Below are 19,879 nucleotides of genomic sequence, written 5' to 3' on the forward strand. Positions count from 1 at the left end.
GAGCATGCGCGGATACCTGGCTTGGGAACGGGAGGGGGTCGGCAGATGGGCGGACATGGCGAACGTCGAGTTCGCACCGAATGACATCGTCAAGCCGTTCAAGAACGACTACGGCGAACCCATGGTCTTCTGGCAGAAGCGCGGAGAGCCGTTCGCTGTGTTACTCCACCATGATCTCGACTGGGATCCTGTCCCTGTACAGGAGTGGATGCTTCGCTTCGGTCTCATACCGTCGATCGGTGACATCATCCTCGATGAGGCGGAAGCGCACTGGCTCATGGGGTGCTTCAAAGCCACTGAGTGGTGGCGTCGCCCAGCCGAACCGAGTGTTGCTGATTGATTCCGGACAGTCCTGCGTGCCGCCGAGTGGTGCGTCCGGACCTCGCTGAGCTTGGGTGGCAGACTGTCAACCATGAACCGGTTGGCCGACGCCACTTCGCCGTATCTGCTGCAGCACGCCGACAACCCGGTGGACTGGTGGCCCTGGGGGCCGGAGGCGTTCGCCGAGGCCGAGCGCCGGGGCGTGCCCGTGCTGCTGAGCGTGGGGTACGCCGCCTGCCACTGGTGTCATGTCATGGCCCATGAGAGCTTCGAGGACGAGGCCCTGGCCGCCTACGCCAACGAGCACTTCGTCGCGGTGAAGGTGGACCGCGAGGAGCGGCCCGACGTCGACGCCGTCTACATGGAGGCGGTGCAGGCGGCCACCGGGCAGGGCGGGTGGCCGATGACGGTCTTCCTGACACCCGACAAGGACCCGTTCTACTTCGGGACGTACTTCCCGCCCGAGCCCCGGCACGGCATGCCCGGCTTCCGGCAGGTGCTGGAGGGCGTCGCCGCCGCCTGGCGGGAGAGGCGGGACGAGGTCGGCGAGGTGGCCGCGCGGATCCGGGCCGACCTGGCCGAGCGGGCCTCGGTGTACGACGCCGGGGCCGGGGTGGTCGGCCCGCCCGGTGAAGCGGACCTGCACCAGGCGCTGGTCGCGCTCAGCCGGAGCTTCGACCAGCGGCGCGGCGGCTTCGGCGGCGCGCCCAAGTTCCCGCCGTCGATGGTGATCGAGTTCCTGCTGCGCCACCACGCCGGGACCGGCTCCGAGGCGGCGCTGCAGATGGCCGAGCGGACCTGCGAGGCGATGGCCAGGGGCGGCATCTACGACCAGCTCGGCGGCGGTTTCGCCCGCTACTCGGTGGACGCCGACTGGGTGGTCCCGCACTTCGAGAAGATGCTCTACGACAACGCCCTGCTGCTGCGGGTCTACCTGCACCTGTGGCGGGCCACCGGCGGAGAGCTCGCCCGCCGGATCGCGCTGGAGACCGCCGACTTCCTGCTGCGTGAACTCCGCACCGCCGAGGGCGGGTTCGCCTCCGCGCTGGACGCCGACAGCCTGGACGAGGAGAGCGGGAAGTCCGCCGAGGGCGCGTACTACGTCTGGGAGCCGGGGCAGTTGGTGGACGTGCTCGGTCCGGCGGACGCCGCGCTCGCCGCCCGGCTGTTCTCCGTGACGGCGGCCGGGACGTTCGAGCACGGCACCTCGGTCCTCCAGCTCCTCGCCGATCCGGACGACGTGCCGCAGTACGAGCGGCTCCGCGCCCGGCTGCTCGAAGCCCGTTCCCGGCGCCCCGCGCCCGCCCGGGACGACAAGGTGGTGGCCGCCTGGAACGGACTGGCCATCGCCGCCCTCGCGGAGACCGGCGCGCTGCTGGAGCGGCCGGACCTGGTCGAGGCGGCCGAAGGCGCGGCCGACCTGCTGCTCGCCGTCCACCTCACCGCCGACGGACGGCTGCTGCGCACCTCCCGGGACGGCAGGGCAGGGGGGAACGCCGGAGTGCTGGAGGACTACGCGGACACCGCCGAGGGCTTCCTCGCCCTGTACGCGGTGACCGGCGAGGCCGAATGGCTGGACCTGGCGGGCGGACTGCTCGACACCGTGCTGGCGCACTTCACCGACGAGGCGTCGGGCGCCCTGTACGACACGGCGGACGACGCCGAGGAGCTGATCCGCCGCCCGCAGGACCCGACCGACAACGCCACCCCGTCCGGCTGGACCGCCGCCGCGGGCGCCCTGCTCACGTACGCCGCCTACACCGGCTCGGCCCGGCACCGCAGCGCCGCCGAGCGGGCGCTGGGCGTCGTCGGCGCGCTCAGCGGCCGGGCGCCGCGCTTCATCGGCTGGGGGCTGGCCGTGGCCGAGGCGCTGGCCGACGGGCCGCGCGAGGTCGCCGTGGTCGGCCCGGCCGCCGACCCGGCCACCGCGGCGCTGCACCGCACCGCGCTGCTCGGCACCGCGCCCGGCGCGGTCGTCGCCGTCGGGGAGCCCGGTTCGACGGAGGTCCCGCTGCTGGCCGACCGTCCGCTGGTGGCCGGGCGGCCCGCCGCGTACGTCTGCCGGCACTTCACCTGCGACGCCCCGACGGCGGATGCGCGGGTACTGGCGGCGAGCCTGGGAGCGCGGGAGGAGTAGCGCGCGGCGCTGTGGCGCACAACTCAGCGGCTGGAGCGGCCAGGGGATGTGCGCCTTTCTCTCCGGACAATCACGTCGGCCGTGCTTCCCGGACATGGCCTGTTGCGTCTGCACACCGGCCTCAGCGCCGCCGAGCGCGACGAGCGGGCCGCCGAACTGCCGGCGCGGGTCGGCCTGTCGGGCGACCACCTCCTGCGCCGCGCGGCCGGCGGAAATTCGGCTGCGCCGTGTCCGGGGCACCGGCCATCATGGGCCATGACCTGGACCCTGAGCTCATCACTGGACGAACTCCATTCCGAGGCCGGTGACTTCCTCGCCGCGCACCCCGCCGAGAACACCGTGCTGCTCACCGTGGTGGACCGCCTCGCCGTGGCGGGTTCCGGCCGCCCGGCCGAAAGGGCCCCGCGCTTCGGCTGGTGGCGCCCTGAACCGGGAGCGCCGGTCGCCGGGGTCTTCCTGCAGACCCCGCCGCTCCCGATCAGGTTCGGGCTGACCCCGCCGGAGGCGGGGGCGGAGCTGGCCGAGCTGCTGCGGGTGCAGGGCGTCGAGTTGGGCGGGGCGGGCGGCGGGCGGGCGCCGGTCGAGGCGTTCGGCGCGGCGTGGTGCCGAGGCGGCCGTGCGGCCTCCAGGGTCCAGGTCGAAGAACGGCTCTACCGGCTGGGCGAGTTGACCGGTCCGTCGCCCGCGCCGAGCGGCCGGGCCCGGCGGGCGACGGTGCGCGACCGGGAGCTGCTGGTGGACTGGTACGCGGCCTTCGCGGCCGAGGTCCGCTCGCCGCACCCGGCCGATTACGCGGCGATGGTCGACCGGCGGATCGCCGAGGGCGGGCTGTGGCTCTGGGAGGACGGGGGCCGCCCGGTCTCGTTCGCCGGGGTCAGTCCGGTGCTCGCGGGCATGTCCCGGATCGGTCCGGTCTTCACCCCGCCCGGGCTGCGCGGCCGGGGCTATGCGAGCGGCCTGGTCGCGGCCGGTTCCGCGTACGCCCGTACGGCGGGCGCCGAACAGGTCCTGCTCTACACCGACCTGTCCAATCCGACCAGCAACTCGATCTACCGGAAGCTGGGTTACCGGCCGGTCGAGGACTGCCTGGTCCTGGAGTTCGTCTGACCCCGCCGCACTACTCCCAGTCCCAGCGCACGCCGAGCAGGCACGGCCGCAGACCGCTCGCCACCAGGTGTACGCGGTGCTGCCCGTCCAGCGTCAACTCCTCGGTCTCGCTCGGTTCCCGGCCGGGTGCCGGGCTGAGGAAGCGGTGGCAGCGGACGGGCAGTGCGTCCCGGTGGAAGGTGATCTGCAGGACGTACTGCCCGGCGCTGGAGTTGAAGCCCCGGACGTACTCGCCGCTGGGCGCGGGGTCGGACCCGTCGTCGAAGCCGTACCCGAGCAGGTGGGTGTCGCCGGCGCGCAGCCTGCGGTCGAACAGCAGCTCCACCGCGAGCAGCCGGCCGGCCGGGTCGCGGCGGACGCGTCCGACCCGGCAGTTCTCCTCGGCCCGGACCGCGACCCGGTCGATGTCGCAGCCGGGGTCGCCCTGGTAGATGGCCAGGTAGCGGTCGATGCCGTCGCAGTGGGCGCGCAGTGCGTGCTGGGAGTCGCGGCTGAGCAGCTGGCGATCGGCGCCGAGCCGGACGCGTTCGATGTGGGTGACGGTGTGCAGGCCGGTGTCGCGGGGGCCCGTGACGGTGGCGAGCAGGCGGTCCACGGCGGCGGCGGGCGTGATCAGGTCGCGGTAGGGCCGGACGGCGGGGGTGGCGGGCTCGGGCCGGGTGGTCTGCCGGGGGCCGAGCAGCCGGGTGAGCGAGTGCTCCGGTACGTCCAGGACGTCCTCCAACGCCCGTACCGCGCGCAGGGATTCGGCGCGCTCCGGCTTCCTCCGGCCCTGCTGCCAGTAGCTGAGGCTGGTCACACCGACATGGACCCCGCGCTGGGCGAGGTGCTGCTGCACCCGGTGCAGGGCGAGCCCACGGGTCGCGATCGCCGTGCGCAGGGCGAGGTGGAAGGGGCCGGTTCGGAGTACGGCCGAGAGCTCGGGCCGGCTGGTGGGCTGCATGTCCCGCTCCCCGGGTGGCTAGCGGTCTGTCCGTTTGACCGTGAATATTCACACGCGGGCGGTGGATTGTCATCTGGTCTGGACAACTCAACGGCACTGGGGTAGTGCCGCGTTCACTCCTGACCGGGCCCGTTCACACCGGCGCCGACCCCGCCCCGGGGCCCGTTGACCGCCTCCGCCCGCCCGGACGATGCTCGCTTCCAACGCGTCCGGACGCGGTCCCCCCAGCGCACTCCCTGTGCACCCCGCAGGAGGAACCCACATGTCACAACCTCGGATACGGCTGCGCCGCGCGGTCGCCGCGCTCGCGGTCGGCGTCCTGGCGCCGGTCCTCACCGCCGCCGCCACCGCTCCGGCGCAGGCGGCCGGGCAGCAGTCCGGCCACCTCGCGGCGCAGCCCCGGCTCCGGGCCGAGCAGCGCCCGGCGGTCGCCGCCGCCACCTTCCGCAAGCTGGACATCAGCATGCAGCAGCAGCAGAAGGACAACTGGTGCTGGGCGGCGAGCGGCAACACCATCGCCACCTACTTCGGCTACCACTACAGCCAGAACCAGTTCTGCAACGCCGCCTTCGGCCGGTCCGCCGACTCCGCCTGCCCCAACAGCCAGGCGGCGCTGGACGACGTGCAGAACGCCCTGAGCCAGGTGGGCGTCAACCCCGGCAGGTACGTCTACGGCCACCTGCGCTACTCCACCGTGCAGAGCGAGATCAACGCCAACCGGCCGGTCGAGACCCGGATCCAGTGGAGCTCCGGCGGCGGGCACATGCATGTGCTGTACGGCTACGACACCGGCAGGCACTGGGTCTACTGGGGCGACCCGTGGCCGTCCGACTACCGCTACAACTGGGCGGACTACGACTACTACGTCGACAACGGCTCGTTCTCCTGGACCCACTCCCTCTACCGGATCGGCGCGTGAGGAGACGACCATGACCGAGATCCGCAGGAGCCCTGGCCGCGCCGCCGCCCTCGCCGTCCTCGCCGCCGCCCTCGGCCTGGCGGCCGCACCGCCCGCCTCGGCGGCGGACCGCACCGGCGCCCCGGCCACGGTGGCCCAGTCCGATCTGACGGCCGCCCGTGACGCCGCCCAAGCGCCTTCCGTCATGGACGAGTTGAGCCACTTCTTCGCCCGCAAGGGGGTCCCGCCGAACCAGCCGCTCCAGATCACCGCGGCGGACGAGGCCCGGGCCGCCGCCCAGGCCGCGCCGCGGCTGAGCGGTGCGACCGTCCCCGTCTACACCCTGGACGCGGCCTTCGTGAAGGGCACGTCCGGCGCCCCGGTCGCCAGGCCCGACTTCGTGGCCACCAAGGCGGTCTCGCGCGACGGCCGGACCGCCTCGGTCTGGACGGTCAGGGAGGGCACCGGCTGGCGGGTGGTGAACATCGCCTCCGGCGGCGACGAGGTCGACTACGCGGCCCGCGCCGCGAGCGACGGAGGTGGTACGGCCTTCCGCGAGCCGCAGATGAACGCCTGGTACGTACTGCGCGGCGGCCGGGTGCTGCCGCTGGACGACGAGGCCCGCCGCTCGGTCGGCGCGGCCGGGGTCAGCCTGGCGCAGTACCGCACGCTGGTGCACCAGCGCTACGCCGACAAGCTGCCCGGGTCCGCCTACGACCGCGCGGGCAAGGGCGGCGGCTACCAGCTCGGCGCCGAACCTCAGGGGAAGGGTTCGCGCGTACCGGTGCTGGTGGCCGGCGCGGCGCTCGGTGTCACCGTACTGGCGGGGGCGGGGCTGGCCGCCCGCCGCCGGGCCCGGGGCTGACCCCGGGCGAACAACAGGGCGGCCCGGGGAGCTTCGACCCCCGGGCCGCCCTTTTCGGTGCCCGGAAGTCCTCCGGTGGGGAAGGACCGGTCGGCTCAGGCCGTGACCAGGCCCGGCCACCGCCGACAACGCCTGCGCTCCCTCCGTCCCGGCCCCTCGCCCGGCCGCTCGCCCGGCCGCCGACAGGGCGTTCCGCACGCGGAATTGATGCAACGTTGATCCCCTGTTCGCCCCGGAGGGCAGCCGCGCATGTCACCGTGGGTGGAGACGGTGTGGCATGCGGTCATGCGGCTGGAGGGGCGCCGATGGCGAGGGATGGGCAGCTCTGGGGGGCTGTGGCGGGAGTGTCGGCGGCGCTGGCGGTTGTCGCCGGCTATCTGGTCGGCGGGGAGCGGATGGTCTGGGCGGTGGCGGCCGCCGAGACGCTGGTGTTCATGGGCTGGGTGGCCCGCCGCTTCCGCAGCAAGGTGCTGACCAGGCCGGCCGTCCACGGCCCCGGCGCCGCCCACTGCGAGCGCTGCGCCCGCGCCCGCGCCCGGCTCGATCACCACTGAGCCGGGCCGGGGCCGAACTGGGCCGGGCCGGGGCGGAGCGGCGTCAGCCCGCCGGGCTGTACGCGACCAGGGAGACGCCGACGTACTGCACGATGAACGCGCCCAGGGTGAAGGCGTGGAACACCTCGTGGAACCCGAACCAGCGCGGTGAGGGGTTGGGGCGCTTGAGCCCGTACACCACGCCGCCCAGGGTGTAGAGGACACCGCCGACGATGAGCAGGGTGAGGACGGCGGCGCCGCCGGTCCGCAGGAAGTCCGGCAGGAAGAAGACCGCCGCCCACCCGAGCGCGAGGTAGCAGGGCGTGTAGAGCCAGCGCGGGGCGCCGACCCAGAAGACCCGGAAGGCGATCCCGGCGAGCGCTCCGCCCCAGACCAGCCAGAGCAGGATCTGCCGACGGCCGCCGTGCAGCAGCAGGATCGTGAACGGCGTGTAGCTGCCCGCGATGATCAGGAAGATGTTCGCGTGGTCGAGCCTGCGCAGCACGGCCTCGCCGCGCGGGCCCCAGGTGAAGCGGTGGTAGACGGCGCTGACGCCGAAGAGCAGCCAGGCGCTGACCGAGTAGACCGCGCACGCGGCCTTGGCCGCCGTCGATTCGGCGAGGCAGATGAGCACGATCCCGGCGGCGACCGAGGCCGGGAACATCCCGGCGTGCAGCCAGCCCCGCCACTTGGGCTTGACCATGCCCGTGACCGGATCCCTGGGAAGGCCCGTGGCCGGGTCCGCGACCGCCTGCGCGGCCGGGTCCGCGAGTGGGTCGGGGAGGTTCTCACAGGCCGTGCTCTGGTCGGCAGTCATGGCCAACATGCTACTTACGGAACCGTAGGTTACCAATGCGTAGAAAGTGGCCATGCTCACTTTTAGACGTTCTGTAGTGTTCGGCTCTGGCATTCGAGGTCGTACGCGCGCCGCTGGAGCCCGAAAAGCGACTCCAAATTCGACGTGGAGGCGCAAAAGTTGCGTCAAAAGCGCCAAGGCGCCGTATTCGGGCTGATGTGGCGGGGCTACGGTGTAACCACCCTCAAACCCCCGCAACGCCGTCTCCTGTCCGGGATGGCGTGAAACGGAGCGATCGTGTCGTACGAGAACTCTGCTCTCGCAACAGCGCCCACCCGCCACAAGGCCCTGCTCGCCTGGGTGAGCGAGATCGCGGAGCTGACCCAGCCGGACCGCGTCGAGTGGTGTGACGGCTCGGACGAGGAGTACCAGCGCCTCGCCGACCTGCTGGTGGCCCAGGGCACCTTCAAGAAGCTCGACGAGAAGAAGCGCCCCAACTCCTACTACGCGGCCTCCGACCCCTCGGACGTCGCCCGCGTGGAGGACCGCACCTTCATCTGCTCCGAGCAGGAGAAGGACGCCGGCCCGACCAACCACTGGAAGGCTCCCGCCGAGATGCGAGAGATCTTCCAGGGTGAGAAGGGGCTGTTCCGCGGTGCGATGAAGGGCCGCACGATGTACGTCGTGCCGTTCTCCATGGGACCGGTCGGCTCCCCGCTGGCCGCCTACGGCGTCGAGATCACCGACTCCGCCTACGTCGCCGTGTCGATGCGCGTGATGACCCGGATGGGCCAGGCCGTCATCGACCAGCTCGGCGAGGACGGCGAGTTCGTCAGGGCCGTGCACACCGTCGGCGCCCCGCTCGTGGAGGGCGAGCAGGACGTCGCGTGGCCGTGCAACAGCACCAAGTACATCTCGCACTTCCCGGAGACCAGGGAGATCTGGTCCTTCGGCTCCGGCTACGGCGGCAACGCCCTGCTCGGCAAGAAGTGCTACGCGCTGCGCATCGCCTCGACCATGGCCCGTGACGAGGGCTGGCTGGCCGAGCACATGCTGATCCTGAAGCTCACCCCGCCCTCCGGCGAGGCCAGGTACGTCGCCGCCGCCTTCCCGTCCGCCTGTGGCAAGACCAACCTGGCCATGCTCCAGCCCACCATCGAGGGCTGGAAGGTCGAGACCATCGGCGACGACATCGCCTGGATGCGCTTCGGTGCCGACGGCCGCCTCTACGCGATCAACCCGGAGGCCGGCTTCTTCGGTGTCGCCCCGGGCACCGGCACCGACACCAACGCCAACGCGATCGCCACCCTGCACAGCAACACCGTCTTCACCAACGTCGCGCTCACCGACGACGGTGACGTCTGGTGGGAGGGCCTCACCGAGGAGCCGCCGGCCCACCTGACCGACTGGCGCGGCAACGACTGGACCCCGGAGTCCGGCACCCCGGCCGCCCACCCCAACGCGCGGTTCGCCGTCCCGGCCGCACAGTGCCCGACCATCGCCCCCGAGTGGGAGGACCCGGCGGGTGTGCCGATCTCGGCCATCCTGTTCGGCGGCCGCCGGGCCACCGCGGTCCCGCTGGTGACCGAGTCCTTCGACTGGCAGCACGGTGTCTTCCTGGGCGCGAACATCGCCTCCGAGAAGACCGCCGCCGCCGAGGGCACCGTCGGCGAGCTGCGCCGCGACCCGTTCGCGATGCTCCCGTTCTGCGGCTACAACATGGGCGACTACTTCGCCCACTGGCTGAAAATCGGCTCGCAGGCCGACGCCGGCAAGCTGCCGAAGATCTACTACGTGAACTGGTTCCGCAAGAACGGCGCGGGCGAGTTCGTCTGGCCCGGCTACGGCGAGAACAGCCGCGTGCTCAAGTGGATCGTCGAGCGCCTGGAGGGCACCGGCGAGGGCGTCGAGACCCCGATCGGCGTGCTGCCCACCGTCGAGGGCTTCGACCTCGACGGCCTGGAGATCCCGCAGGACGACCTGGACCTGCTGTTCTCCGTCGACGCGGAGATCTGGCGCCAGGAGGCGGCGCTGGTCCCGGCCCACCTGGAGCTCTTCGGCGACCACACGCCGACCGAGCTGTGGGACGAGTACCGCGCACTGGTGAAGCGCCTGGGCTGACGGCCCGGGTTTGAGGGGCCGCCGTCCCTGTTCCTCACCAGGGGCGGCGGCGCTCAAATACCAGCGGCATCCGACGCGTTGCCGCCGCCGGCCCTCGGCGGATCAGTCCCGAGGGCGGGTTCAGCGCTGTGTGTACCCCGAGAGGAAGTCCCCGATCCGGGTGACCGCGTCCGTGATCTCCTCCGGGCGCGGCAGCGTGACCAGCCGGAAGTGGTCGGGCTCGGGCCAGTTGAAGCCGGTGCCCTGGACGATCAGGATGCGCTGCGACCGCAGCAGGTCGAGCACCATCTGCTGGTCGTCCCTGATCTTGTACACCTGCGGGTCCAGCCGCGGGAACGCGTACAGCGCGCCCTTGGGCTTCACGCAGCTCACGCCCGGGATCTCGTTCAGCAGCCGGTACGCCGCGTCCCGGGACTCCAGCAGCCGGCCGCCGGGCAACACCAGGTCCTTGATCGACTGCCGTCCGCCCAGTGCCGCCGCCACGGCGTGCTGCGCGGGCATGTTGGCGCACAGCCGCATCGAGGCGAGCACGCCCAGGCCCTCGATGTAGCTCCGGGCCCGCCCGCGGTCGCCGGAGAGCACCATCCAGCCGGAGCGGAAGCCCGCGACCCGGTACGACTTGGACATGCCGTTGAAGGTGACGCAGAACAGGTCCGGCGCCAGGGTGGCGAGCGGGACGTGCTCCGCGTCGTCGTAGAGGATCTTGTCGTAGATCTCGTCCGCGTAGATCACCAGCCGGTGGCGGCGGGCGATCTCGACCAGGCCCTCCAGGACCTCGCGCGGGTACACCGCACCGGTCGGGTTGTTGGGGTTGATCACCACCAGCGCGCGGGTCCGGTCGGTGACCTTGGACTCGATGTCGGCCAGGTCGGGGTACCACTCCGACTGCTCGTCGCAGCGGTAGTGCACGGCGGTGCCGCCCGCCAGGCTGACCGAGGCCGTCCACAGCGGGTAGTCGGGGGCCGGGACCAGCACCTCGTCACCGTCGTCCAGCAGCGCGGTCATGGCGAGCTGGATCAGCTCGGACACCCCGTTGCCGAGGAAGACGTCATCGACCGAGAGGCCGTGCAGTCCGCGCTCCTCGTAGTGGTTGACCACGGCGCGGCGCGCGGAGAGCAGCCCCTTGGAGTCCCCGTAGCCATGGGCGCCGGCCAGGTTCCGCAGGATGTCCTGGAGGATCTCCACGGGTGCCTCGAAACCGAACAGGGCCGGGTTTCCGGTGTTCAGCTTGAGGATGCGATGCCCCTGGTCCTCCAGTCGCATCGCCTCGTCGAGTACCGGGCCGCGGATGTCGTAGCAGACATTGGCGAGCTTGCTGGACTGGATGACCTGCATGTCTCAGTACTTTACGGGGCCCCGCCGCCACGGTCCCCCGCGGTCGGTCACCTCGCCGCCCGGGCCACGGTCCGATGCGCTCCCTCCGTCGCCGCGTACCGGTCCGTCGCGGCGTACGGTGCGCTGCGACGACCGGTGTCGCCGCAGTGCACCGGCCCACTCCGGGTGGCAGCGCGTGGTTGCGCGCACCGGGCCGGGTGAGCATCCACGCGCCGCGCGTGCGCGGGTACCGGCCGCGCACCCCCACCGCCCGGACGCTGGCTCCGCAGACGGTACGGCCGTACGCTCGGCCCAGTCGGGCGGAGGGGGCGGCCTTGGTCGGGGAACTGGTGGGAGCGGCGAGCGGTGTGCTCGCGGCACCGCTGCTGCGCGCGGCGTCGGCGCGTTACGCGGTGCCCTACGGCGAACCGTGGCGCGCCCCCGGGGCACCGGGCGGCCCCGGTCTCCTGCCGGTCGGGCTGGTCGCGGCCGGGACGGGCGCGGCGGTCGGTGCGGCCGCCCGGTGGCCGATCCTGCTGCCGCTGGCCTGGGTCGCCGTGTTCGGGGTGGTGCTCGCCTTCGTCGACGCCGCCGTCAACCGCCTGCCGGACGCGCTCACCCTCCCGTTGTTCCTCGGTGCCGCCCTGCTACTGGTTCTGACCGAACATCAGGGCGCGGTGCTGCTGCGCTGCCTGTACGCCGCGTTGGCGCTCGGCGCCTGCTACGGAGCGCTCGCACTGCTGGCGCCGATGGGCTTCGGGGACGCCAAGCTCGCGCCCACCCTGGGCGCGGTCCTCGGCTGGTACGGCTGGAGCACCGTACTGGCCGGCTTCTGGTACGGCTTCGTACTCGCCGCCCTGTGGGGCGGCGCCCAGCTGCTGGCCCGCCGGATGAAGGGCGGCGACGCCGTGCCCTTCGGCCCCTGCATGCTCCTCGGTGCCCTGCTGGCGGTCCTCCTCCGGTGATGCCGGTCCCGGGGGTGCGGCGGACCACGGGCACGCCCGCCCGCCCGCGGCGGGACGCTCGTGCGCTTCCCCGTGGCCTGGTTCCGCGTTCCCGGTCCCGCGGACCCGGTCCTGTGCCCGGCACCCTTGGGGGAGGGGTGCCTGCAGGGTGGTGCTGGCGCCACCCGAACTCGGTAGCCAGCACTATCGCCGCCCCAGGGCCACCGCCGGGAGCATGGTCACCAGACGTCACCGGAAGCCGGGTCGGCTGCCGGACGTCACCCGACGCCGGGTCAGCCACGGGGAGGACACCACCATGCCGCTCAGGAACTCCACTGCCAGGACCGCCCTCGCGGCCGCACTGCTCGTCATCACGGGCGGAGCGTCCCTGTCCACCCAGCCCGCGAGCGCCGCCGCCCGTCCACCGGACACCTCGGCCGCCGACTGGGCGGACGGCACCTGGCGGATGGACGGCTACGGCACCGTCCTCACCATCGCGGGCGACCGTCTCCAGACCTACCAGACCACCTCGATCAGCTGCCTCAAGGGCTCCGGCGCCCAACGCTCGCGCACCTCACCCGGATCGGCCGTCTTCACCACCGCCGACGCGACGGTCCTCACCGTCCGGGCCCAGCACGCCCGGGCCGAAGCGGCCCTGCACATCGACGGTTCACCCAACGACCGCATGCTGCACCGCATCCCGGCCCTGCCCGCCGACTGCACCCGCCCGGCGCCCACCGGTCCGGTGGCGAGCTTCGACGTCTTCTGGCAGACCTTCGAGGAGAACTACCCCTTCTTCGCCGCCAAGGGCATCGACTGGCACGCCGTCAGGGAGCGATACCGGCCGCAGGTCAACGCGCAGACCACCGACGCCCAACTGTTCGCCGTCCTCAGCGAGATGGTGCGGCCGCTGTACGACGCGCACGTCTCCATCGGGGCCGGGGGCACCGGCTTCTTCGCCCAGGGCCGCCCCGGCACGGTCATACCCGGCCCCGAGCTGGACGGCCGGGTCAGGGCCTACATCGAGCAGCGCGACCTCGGCGGCAGGCCGCTGCGGTACTACGCCAGGAACCGGATCGGCTACGCCGACCTGCCGAACGGCCAGGGCTATCTGCGGATCTCCGGCTTCGGCGGCTACACGGACGATCCGAACGACAGCTACGCCGCCAACAGCGCCGAGCTGCAGCGGGCCCTGGACGACATCCTCACCCCCGAGCGCACCGCCCGGCTGAGCGGTCTGATCATCGACCTGCGGATCAATGGCGGTGGGTCCGACAGCCTCGGTCTGAACATCGCCTCGCGGCTCACCGACCGCGGCTACCTCGCCTACAGCAAGGTGGTGCGTGACGACCCGGCCGATCCCAGTGCGTTCACCAGGCCGCAGCCGATCGTCGTGCAGCCCGCCCAGGGCGCCCGCTACACCGGCCCGGTCGCGGTCCTGACCAGCGGGTCCACGGTCAGTGCGGGGGAGACCTTCACCCAGGCTCTGATCGACCGCCCGGGCGGCGCGGTACGGATCGGCGAGCCGACCCAGGGGGTCTTCTCGGACGTCCTTGAGCGCACCCTTCCCAACGGCTGGCAGATCGGCCTGCCCGACGAGGAGTTCCGCACCCGCTCCGGGCGGACTTTCGACGGGCCGGGCATACCGCCGCAGTACCCGGAACCGGTCTTCACCGACGAGGAGTTCGGCCGACACCGCGACTCGGCCTTCGACCGGGCGGTCCGTCTGCTGGCGAGCGACGGCCGGGCACACGGCGTGGCCCGACCGCAGACGGCGGCCGGGCCACGGTGACCGGGAGGGCCCGCCGCACCTGGCTGGTACGGCGGGCCCCGGCCGGAGCACCGCCCCACCCTCGAAGGGCGGTGTCCCGAGGGGAGTTACGGCATCGCGTGGACGTGGGCGCCCACATTGGTGGAGAAGTCGTTGCCGTTGGCGGCGTCCCAGTTGGTCGACCAGGTCATCGCACCCCGGATGGTCGGCCACTTGGCCGGCGGGACGAAGCTGCCACAGTGGGTGCCGTTGGCCAGGCAGTCCAGGGCGTTGTCCACCATGGTGGAGTTGATGTAACCGCCGCCCGCCGCCTTGCCGGAGGCAGGGACTCCGATGCCGACCTGGTCCGGACGCAGACCGCCCTGGATATGGGTGCAGACCTGGCTGGTGATGAAGTCCACGGTGCCCTGGTTGTAGACCTTGCCGTCACAGCCGTTCATCCCACCGGAGTTGTAGAACTGGGTGTTGACGACGGTCAGGATGTCCTTGGTGTTCAGCGCCAGTTGGAAGTACGCGCCGGAGGTGCTGTACATCCCGATGGTCTCCGGCGCCATGGTCAGTACGAAGCCGGAGCCGACCTTGCTCTGCAGGGTGTGCAGCGCCTGCGCCAGGTAGACGGGGTCGACCCCGTTCTCCAGGTCGATGTCCACCCCGTCGAAACCGTAGTTCCGGATCAGGGTGTACGCGCTGTCGGCGAAGTTGGCGGCGGCCGCGGCGTTGTTCACCACGATGGTGCCGTTCTGGCCGCCGATCGAGAGTACGACCCGCTTGCCCGCCGCGTGCTTGGCGGCGATGTCGGCCCTGAAGTCCGCGTCGGTGTAGCCGCCCAGCTTGGCGGCGAGCGCCGGGTCCAGGGTGAAGCTGATCGCACCGGGCGTGCTGGTCGCGTCCGCGAAGGAGACCGCGATGATGTCGTACGCGCTCTGGACGTCGCGCAGCCGCTGCACGGTGGCGCCGTTGTCGAAGTTCTGCCAGTAGCCGGTCAGCACATGGGCCGGAAGGCCGCCGCTCGGGGGGTTGACGGGCCCGGTGGGTGAGGGGCTGCCGCTCGGCGACGAGCTGGGGCTCCCGCTCGGGCTCCCGCTCGGCGACGAGGACGGTGTGCTCGACGGCGAGGAGGAGGGTGAAGAGGAAGGCGAGGAGGAAGGGGACGCGCTCGGGGCCGGTGTCGGTGAAGAGGTACCGGCCGGGCCGGTCAGCGTGATGTCGTCCGCGCCGTAGGCGCTCTGGCCGTACCAGCCGTGCACGTACACCGTGACGGTGTTGGTGCCGGCGCCCGTGGTGAAGCTGGTGCTGAGCTGGTTCCAGCCGCTCTGGCTGGACCAGGTGGACGGGTCCGTGCCGCCGGTGCCGCTCGCACCCAGGTAGACGTACGGGCCCTGGACCCAACCGCTCAGCGTGTAGCTGGTGTTGGGCAGCACGCTGATGGTCTGCTGGCAGTTGGCGGTGTCCGAGCCGCCGGGGGTCGCCTGCAGGGCGTACGAGCCGGAGCGCACCGGGGAGGAGACCACACTCGCGGTACCGGAGCAGCTCCAGCCGGTCAGATCACCGCTCTCGAAACCACCGTTGGCGACGAGGTTGCCGACCGCCGCGCTGGCGCCGCCCGCGAGCAGTGCGAGGCCGCCGCCGGCCAGGGCGAGTGCGGTGGTGCCGGCCGCGAGGGCCGTGGGGATGTTGCTTCGGCGGCGCCGGGGGGACGGCGGCTGCAGCGTACGGGCCATGAAGGCGCTCCGTGGAAAGAGGGGGAGCCGCCGCGGTGGGGGCGCGGCGACTCCGTGTGGGGGAGGGTGATCCGCAGAAGAGCTGTGGGGCGGCCGGCCACGCGTCGCCCGCCGCCCTCGCACAGAAAGCTGGACTAGACCAATAGCGGGCGTCAAGCATCCGGATCGGGTCTTACGGCTCAGTTAAGGAAGAGGTGACCGTTTCGTGTCCATGACGACAGTGGCGGCGCCCGCACCCGATCGGCAGACGGCCGGGCGCCTCTGTTCACTCTTGTGACAGCTTCGCTACGTGCAGCTTTACCTTCGTGCACCCGTGCGGGAGTACGCTGCGACGGGGGTTTTCAGTCACACCGGGGGACCAAGCACGGAGGGGCCGTAACGTCATGGGTCTGCGCGATGTGGTCGAGCGCACGCCGGGTCTGCGTACCCTGCTGGACAAGGCGTACCGGCTCTACGGTCGCCGGGTCGAGGTGCACCTCGACAACACCCCGCACCACATCGGGGTGATCCTGGACGGCAACCGTCGCTGGGCGAAGGCGACCGGCGGCACCACCGCCTACGGTCACCAGCGAGGTGCGGACAAGATCAGCGAGTTCCTGGGCTGGTGCGACGAGACACACGTCAAGGTCGTCACGCTCTGGATGCTCTCCACCGACAACCTCTCCCGGCCTGCCGAGGAGCTGGTCCCGCTGCTGGGGATCATCGAGGACGCGGTCCGCGGGCTGGCCGAGTCCCGCCGCTGGCGGGTCAACCCGGTCGGTGCGCTCGACCTGCTGCCCGAGCACACCGCGGAGGTGCTCAAGCAGGCGGCCCAGGCCACCGCGCACATCCAGGGCATCACCGTCAACGTCGCCGTCGGCTACGGCGGCCGGCACGAGATCGCCGACGCCGTCCGCTCCCTCCTCCAGGAGCACGCCGGCCGGGGCACCTCGATCGAGGAATTGGCCGAAATCCTCACCGTCGAGCACATCGCCGAACACCTCTACACCACCGGCCAGCCCGACCCCGACCTGATCATCCGGACCTCCGGCGAACAGCGCCTCTCCGGCTTCCTGCTCTGGCAGAGCGCCCACAGCGAGTTCTACTTCTGCGAGGCGTACTGGCCGGCCTTCCGCAAGGTCGACTTCCTGCGGGCCCTCCGCGACTACCAGCTGAGGCACCGCCGACTGGGACTCTGAGCGGGCTCGTGCGGGCTGGGCCGGCCGGGGCGCTCCCCGCGACAGTGGGGCCTGCCTCAGCGGGCCGTACCCGACTGCCTGGCACGATGCCTGCCCGGCACGACACCGGCCTGCCACGGCACCGCCCTTCCGCGTGCCCTCGGTGAGCGCTCGGCTGTGCTGTCCGGGGGGCTTCGACGAGTGGCGCGCCGGAGCGGTTGCGGGGTCCCGGTGCTGAGGCGGGTTCAGATCGTCTGCCCGTGAGGCGCCCGGGTAAACGTTCGTCGACAATGATCCGTCAGTTCCGTGCGGCGGGTATGCACCATGGTTCGCCTGGGAATACCCCAGTCAGACCGGTACCCCGACCATCGGGGTCGCGGGGACCGGCTTGCCGCGGGTGACGCTGGGTCATCCGCTCGGGAGGCCTAGTGGTCAGTACCAAGAGCCGCCGGACACCGGACCGGCGCACGTACGTTCTCGACACCAGCGTGCTCCTGGCCGACCCGTTCGCCATGACGCGCTTCGAGGAGCACGAGGTCGTCCTCCCGGTGGTGGTGGTCACCGAGCTGGAGGCCATGCGGCACCACCCGGAGCTGGGCTACTTCGCCCGCCAGGCGCTGCGCCTGCTGGACGACTACCGCATCCGCAACGGCCGGCTCGACGAGCCGATCCCCGTCGGGGACTTCGGCGGCGCCATCAGGGTCGAGCTCAACCACTCCGACCCCTCCGTACTGCCGGCCGGGTACCGCTCGGGCGGAGGCGAGGCGGACACCCGGATCCTGGCGGTCGCTCGCAACCTGCAGGCCGAGGGCTACGACGTCACGGTCGTCTCGAAGGACCTGCCACTGCGGATCAAGGCCAGCTCGGTCGGTCTGCTGGCCGAGGAGTACCGGGCCGAGCTGGCGATCACCTCGGGCTGGACCGGGATGTCCGAGCTGCATGTGTCCGGCGACCAGGTGGACGCCCTGTTCGGGGCCGGCCACGACGTCGCGGTGGACATCGACGGCGCCGGTGAACTGCCCGTGCACACCGGTCTGGTGCTCACCTCGGAGCGGGGCCGCGCGCTGGGCCGGGTGACGCAGGACGGCCGGGTCCGCCTGGTCCGGGGGGACCGGGAGGCGTTCGGGCTGCGGGGCCGCAGTGCCGAGCAGCGGGTGGCCCTGGACCTGCTGCTGGACCCCGAGGTGGGCATCGTCTCGATGGGCGGCCGGGCGGGTACCGGCAAGTCCGCGCTGGCACTCTGCGCCGGTCTGGAGGCGGTGCTGGAGCGGCGGCAGCACCGCAAGGTGATGGTGTTCCGTCCGCTGTACGCGGTCGGCGGCCAGGAGCTGGGCTATCTGCCGGGCACCGAGGCCGAGAAGATGGGCCCGTGGGCGCAGGCGGTCTTCGACACCCTGTCCGCGGTCACCACCCCGGAAGTGATCGAGGAGGTGATCGCCCGGGGGATGCTGGAGGTGCTGCCGCTGACCCACATCAGGGGGCGTTCGCTGCACGACGCGTTCGTGATCGTGGACGAGGCGCAGTCCCTGGAGCGGAACGTCCTGCTGACCGTGCTCTCCCGGATCGGCCAGGGCTCCCGGGTGGTGCTCACCCATGACGTCGCCCAGCGCGACAACCTGAGAGTGGGCCGGTACGACGGCGTGGTCGCGGTGGTGGAGAAGCTCAAGGGCCACCCGCTGTTCGCGCACGTCACGCTCACCCGCTCCGAGCGCTCCCCGATCGCCGCCCTGGTGACGGAGATGCTGGAGGACATCCAGCCCTGAGCGCATCCAGCCCCGAGCTCTGCCCGAAGGCGCGGAGCGAGAGGTCACCCGGGTGGCGCCGACATCGTCATAATGGACCAAATCACCCTAAAAGGTCATCAGGGAACCTGTCGCATAGCGGCAGGTTCCCTGGCTGTCACCACATCTGACTGTCCCTTCAATGGAGTACCGACAAACCCGCTGCTCGTAGGAATTGTGAGATGCGCCACGCAACCGGGAATTGCGTAGACACGTCCTGGTGCGGCATGGTGAGGGTTCTGTCAGGCCCCGCATGCGGCACAACTTCGCCCGGCAACTCCGGTCGGCGGGCGGACAACTGAACACCGATTGAGCCGCATGCCGCCCGATCCACACGCTTGTCCGACTCGGTTTCGGCCTGGCGCCGGGCCCGAGTCTCCCGTGACCAGCATCTGTGGAGGCCAGCGCCAAGGGGCATGTTGCGTCCGAACGGTCACGCGCGGGCGATGCTGGAAGGAAACCATGTGACTCGGATCTCGGTCCGGGGAGTCGCTGTGGCCTCTGCCACCGCGGTCACCGCTGTAGGTGCCGTCGTCGGCGTGGCGTCCGGTAGCGAGGGCAAGAACACCCAGACGGTCGACGTCGCAGGCGCAACCCTGCTCGCCGACGTCCCGACGGGTGCTCACGCACAGACCGTCAGCGACAACTTCAAGCAGCAGGCCTCCGCTCAGCAGGCGTCCGCCGACCAGGCCGCGCAGGAAGCCGCCGCCAAGAAGGCCGCCGACGAGGCGGCGCGCCAGAAGGCCGCCGCCGACGCTCAGGCCAAGGCCGACGCGGAGAAGGCCGCCAAGGCCGCCGAGGAGAAGCGGAAGGCTGACGAGGAGGCCGCGAACCGCGCCAAGGCGCGGACCGAGATGGCCGCCGTCAGCGCCGACCCCGGTTCGGTCCAGGCGCTGGCCGCCTCGATCGTCGGCGACTCCACCCAGTTCCAGTGCTTCAGCCAGATCGTGAAGCGCGAGAGCGGCTGGGACTACACCGCGACCAATGCGGGCTCCGGTGCGTACGGCCTGGTCCAGGCGCTGCCGGGTTCGAAGATGGCCTCGGTCGGCTCGGACTGGCGGACCAACCCCGCGACCCAGATCAAGTGGGGCCTGAACTACATGAACGACCGCTACGGCTCGCCGTGCGGTGCCTGGTCCTTCTGGCAGTCGCACCAGTGGTACTAGGAGCGTGACCGCTTCCCCGAGAGGCTCCCGATCAGTGTCGGGGGCCTCTCGGCGTTCCGGGACTTGGCGTTCCAGGGCTCGGCGCTCTGGGGCGCGGCGGGAAAGATCCGGGGCGCGGCGCGCCGGCGCTCTGAACAGAACGGGAGCTCTGAACAGAACGAGGGCGCGGAACGGGGCGGGATCTCCGGGTGCGGCGAAACGGGGCCGGACGCACTGCGGGCCGCGCCGCCCAGCGCTGCGCTGACCATGACGCCGGTGGGCGGTGCGGTCCGGATGCGGACGCGGGGGCCGGGGAGGGTCCTGG

The 19,879-nt window shown here is 71.7% G+C and carries 16 protein-coding genes; 12 read left to right on the plus strand and 4 right to left on the minus strand.

The window, feature by feature from the left end:
* The first annotated feature begins 55 nt into the window (after window positions 1-55).
* The 3 genes from ACSMTC_RS22570 (at window position 56) to ACSMTC_RS22580 (ending at window position 3,565) form a co-directional block, all read left to right on the plus strand.
* Window positions 56-340 carry a hypothetical protein gene (locus ACSMTC_RS22570; protein WP_436561526.1) on the plus strand — a complete coding sequence of 95 codons (285 nt, stop codon included), beginning with the start codon at window positions 56-58 and terminating at the stop codon, window positions 338-340.
* Between the two features lie 72 nt (window positions 341-412).
* Window positions 413-2,458 carry a thioredoxin domain-containing protein gene (locus ACSMTC_RS22575; protein ID WP_436561527.1) on the plus strand — a complete coding sequence of 682 codons (2,046 nt, stop codon included), beginning with the start codon at window positions 413-415 and terminating at the stop codon, window positions 2,456-2,458.
* A 102-nt stretch (window positions 2,459-2,560) separates the two neighbouring features.
* The gene (locus tag ACSMTC_RS22580) at window positions 2,561-3,565 is read left to right on the plus strand and encodes a GNAT family N-acetyltransferase (RefSeq protein WP_436561528.1); all 1,005 of its coding nucleotides are present in this window, start codon (window positions 2,561-2,563) and stop codon (window positions 3,563-3,565) included.
* Window positions 3,566-3,575: 10 nt separating this feature from the next.
* Here the strand turns inward: ACSMTC_RS22580 and ACSMTC_RS22585 are convergent, their stop codons facing one another.
* Window positions 3,576-4,508, minus strand: a complete 933-nt coding sequence (locus tag ACSMTC_RS22585; RefSeq protein WP_436561529.1) for a hypothetical protein — start codon at window positions 4,506-4,508, stop codon at window positions 3,576-3,578.
* A 262-nt stretch (window positions 4,509-4,770) separates the two neighbouring features.
* Here ACSMTC_RS22585 and ACSMTC_RS22590 point away from each other — a divergent pair, with 262 nt between their 5' ends.
* The 3 genes from ACSMTC_RS22590 (at window position 4,771) to ACSMTC_RS22600 (ending at window position 6,825) form a co-directional block, all read left to right on the plus strand.
* Entirely contained in the window at window positions 4,771-5,427 is a 657-nt protein-coding gene (locus tag ACSMTC_RS22590; RefSeq protein ID WP_436561530.1) for a papain-like cysteine protease family protein, read from the plus strand.
* Window positions 5,428-5,437: 10 nt separating this feature from the next.
* Window positions 5,438-6,271, plus strand: coding sequence for a hypothetical protein (locus tag ACSMTC_RS22595; protein WP_436561531.1), 834 nt, complete (start codon window positions 5,438-5,440; stop codon window positions 6,269-6,271).
* A gap of 305 nt (window positions 6,272-6,576) precedes the next feature.
* The gene (locus ACSMTC_RS22600) at window positions 6,577-6,825 is read left to right on the plus strand and encodes a hypothetical protein (RefSeq protein ID WP_436561532.1); all 249 of its coding nucleotides are present in this window, start codon (window positions 6,577-6,579) and stop codon (window positions 6,823-6,825) included.
* 43 nt (window positions 6,826-6,868) lie between these two features.
* On the opposite strand, the gene trhA is transcribed toward ACSMTC_RS22600, so the two are convergent.
* Window positions 6,869-7,507 (minus strand): PAQR family membrane homeostasis protein TrhA, encoded by a 639-nt coding sequence (trhA, locus tag ACSMTC_RS22605; protein ID WP_436564768.1) that lies wholly within the window; start codon window positions 7,505-7,507, stop codon window positions 6,869-6,871.
* 390 nt (window positions 7,508-7,897) lie between these two features.
* Here trhA and ACSMTC_RS22610 point away from each other — a divergent pair, with 390 nt between their 5' ends.
* Window positions 7,898-9,721 carry a phosphoenolpyruvate carboxykinase (GTP) gene (locus ACSMTC_RS22610; RefSeq protein WP_436561533.1) on the plus strand — a complete coding sequence of 608 codons (1,824 nt, stop codon included), beginning with the start codon at window positions 7,898-7,900 and terminating at the stop codon, window positions 9,719-9,721.
* Between the two features lie 120 nt (window positions 9,722-9,841).
* Here the strand turns inward: ACSMTC_RS22610 and ACSMTC_RS22615 are convergent, their stop codons facing one another.
* The gene (locus tag ACSMTC_RS22615) at window positions 9,842-11,056 is read right to left on the minus strand and encodes a pyridoxal phosphate-dependent aminotransferase (RefSeq protein ID WP_436561534.1); all 1,215 of its coding nucleotides are present in this window, start codon (window positions 11,054-11,056) and stop codon (window positions 9,842-9,844) included.
* 314 nt (window positions 11,057-11,370) lie between these two features.
* Between ACSMTC_RS22615 and ACSMTC_RS22620 the strand changes: the two genes are divergently transcribed.
* A complete protein-coding gene (locus ACSMTC_RS22620; protein ID WP_436561535.1) occupies window positions 11,371-12,000 on the plus strand; it encodes a prepilin peptidase in 630 nt (209 codons plus the stop codon).
* Between the two features lie 295 nt (window positions 12,001-12,295).
* Window positions 12,296-13,771, plus strand: coding sequence for a S41 family peptidase (locus tag ACSMTC_RS22625; protein WP_436564769.1), 1,476 nt, complete (start codon window positions 12,296-12,298; stop codon window positions 13,769-13,771).
* Between the two features lie 86 nt (window positions 13,772-13,857).
* Here the strand turns inward: ACSMTC_RS22625 and ACSMTC_RS22630 are convergent, their stop codons facing one another.
* Window positions 13,858-15,471 carry a chitinase gene (locus ACSMTC_RS22630; protein WP_436561536.1) on the minus strand — a complete coding sequence of 538 codons (1,614 nt, stop codon included), beginning with the start codon at window positions 15,469-15,471 and terminating at the stop codon, window positions 13,858-13,860.
* A gap of 383 nt (window positions 15,472-15,854) precedes the next feature.
* Between ACSMTC_RS22630 and ACSMTC_RS22635 the strand changes: the two genes are divergently transcribed.
* From ACSMTC_RS22635 to ACSMTC_RS22645, 3 genes are all read left to right on the plus strand, one after another.
* Complete coding sequence (locus ACSMTC_RS22635; RefSeq protein ID WP_436561537.1) at window positions 15,855-16,649, plus strand: isoprenyl transferase; 795 nt, start codon at window positions 15,855-15,857, stop codon at window positions 16,647-16,649.
* Between the two features lie 407 nt (window positions 16,650-17,056).
* Window positions 17,057-18,391 (plus strand): PhoH family protein, encoded by a 1,335-nt coding sequence (locus ACSMTC_RS22640; protein WP_436561538.1) that lies wholly within the window; start codon window positions 17,057-17,059, stop codon window positions 18,389-18,391.
* A 482-nt stretch (window positions 18,392-18,873) separates the two neighbouring features.
* The gene (locus ACSMTC_RS22645) at window positions 18,874-19,575 is read left to right on the plus strand and encodes an aggregation-promoting factor C-terminal-like domain-containing protein (protein WP_473965318.1); all 702 of its coding nucleotides are present in this window, start codon (window positions 18,874-18,876) and stop codon (window positions 19,573-19,575) included.
* Window positions 19,576-19,879 lie beyond the last annotated feature (304 nt).

Source organism: Kitasatospora sp. HPM-01-4 (genome assembly GCF_051374625.1).
Taxonomy (GTDB): domain Bacteria; phylum Actinomycetota; class Actinomycetes; order Streptomycetales; family Streptomycetaceae; genus Kitasatospora.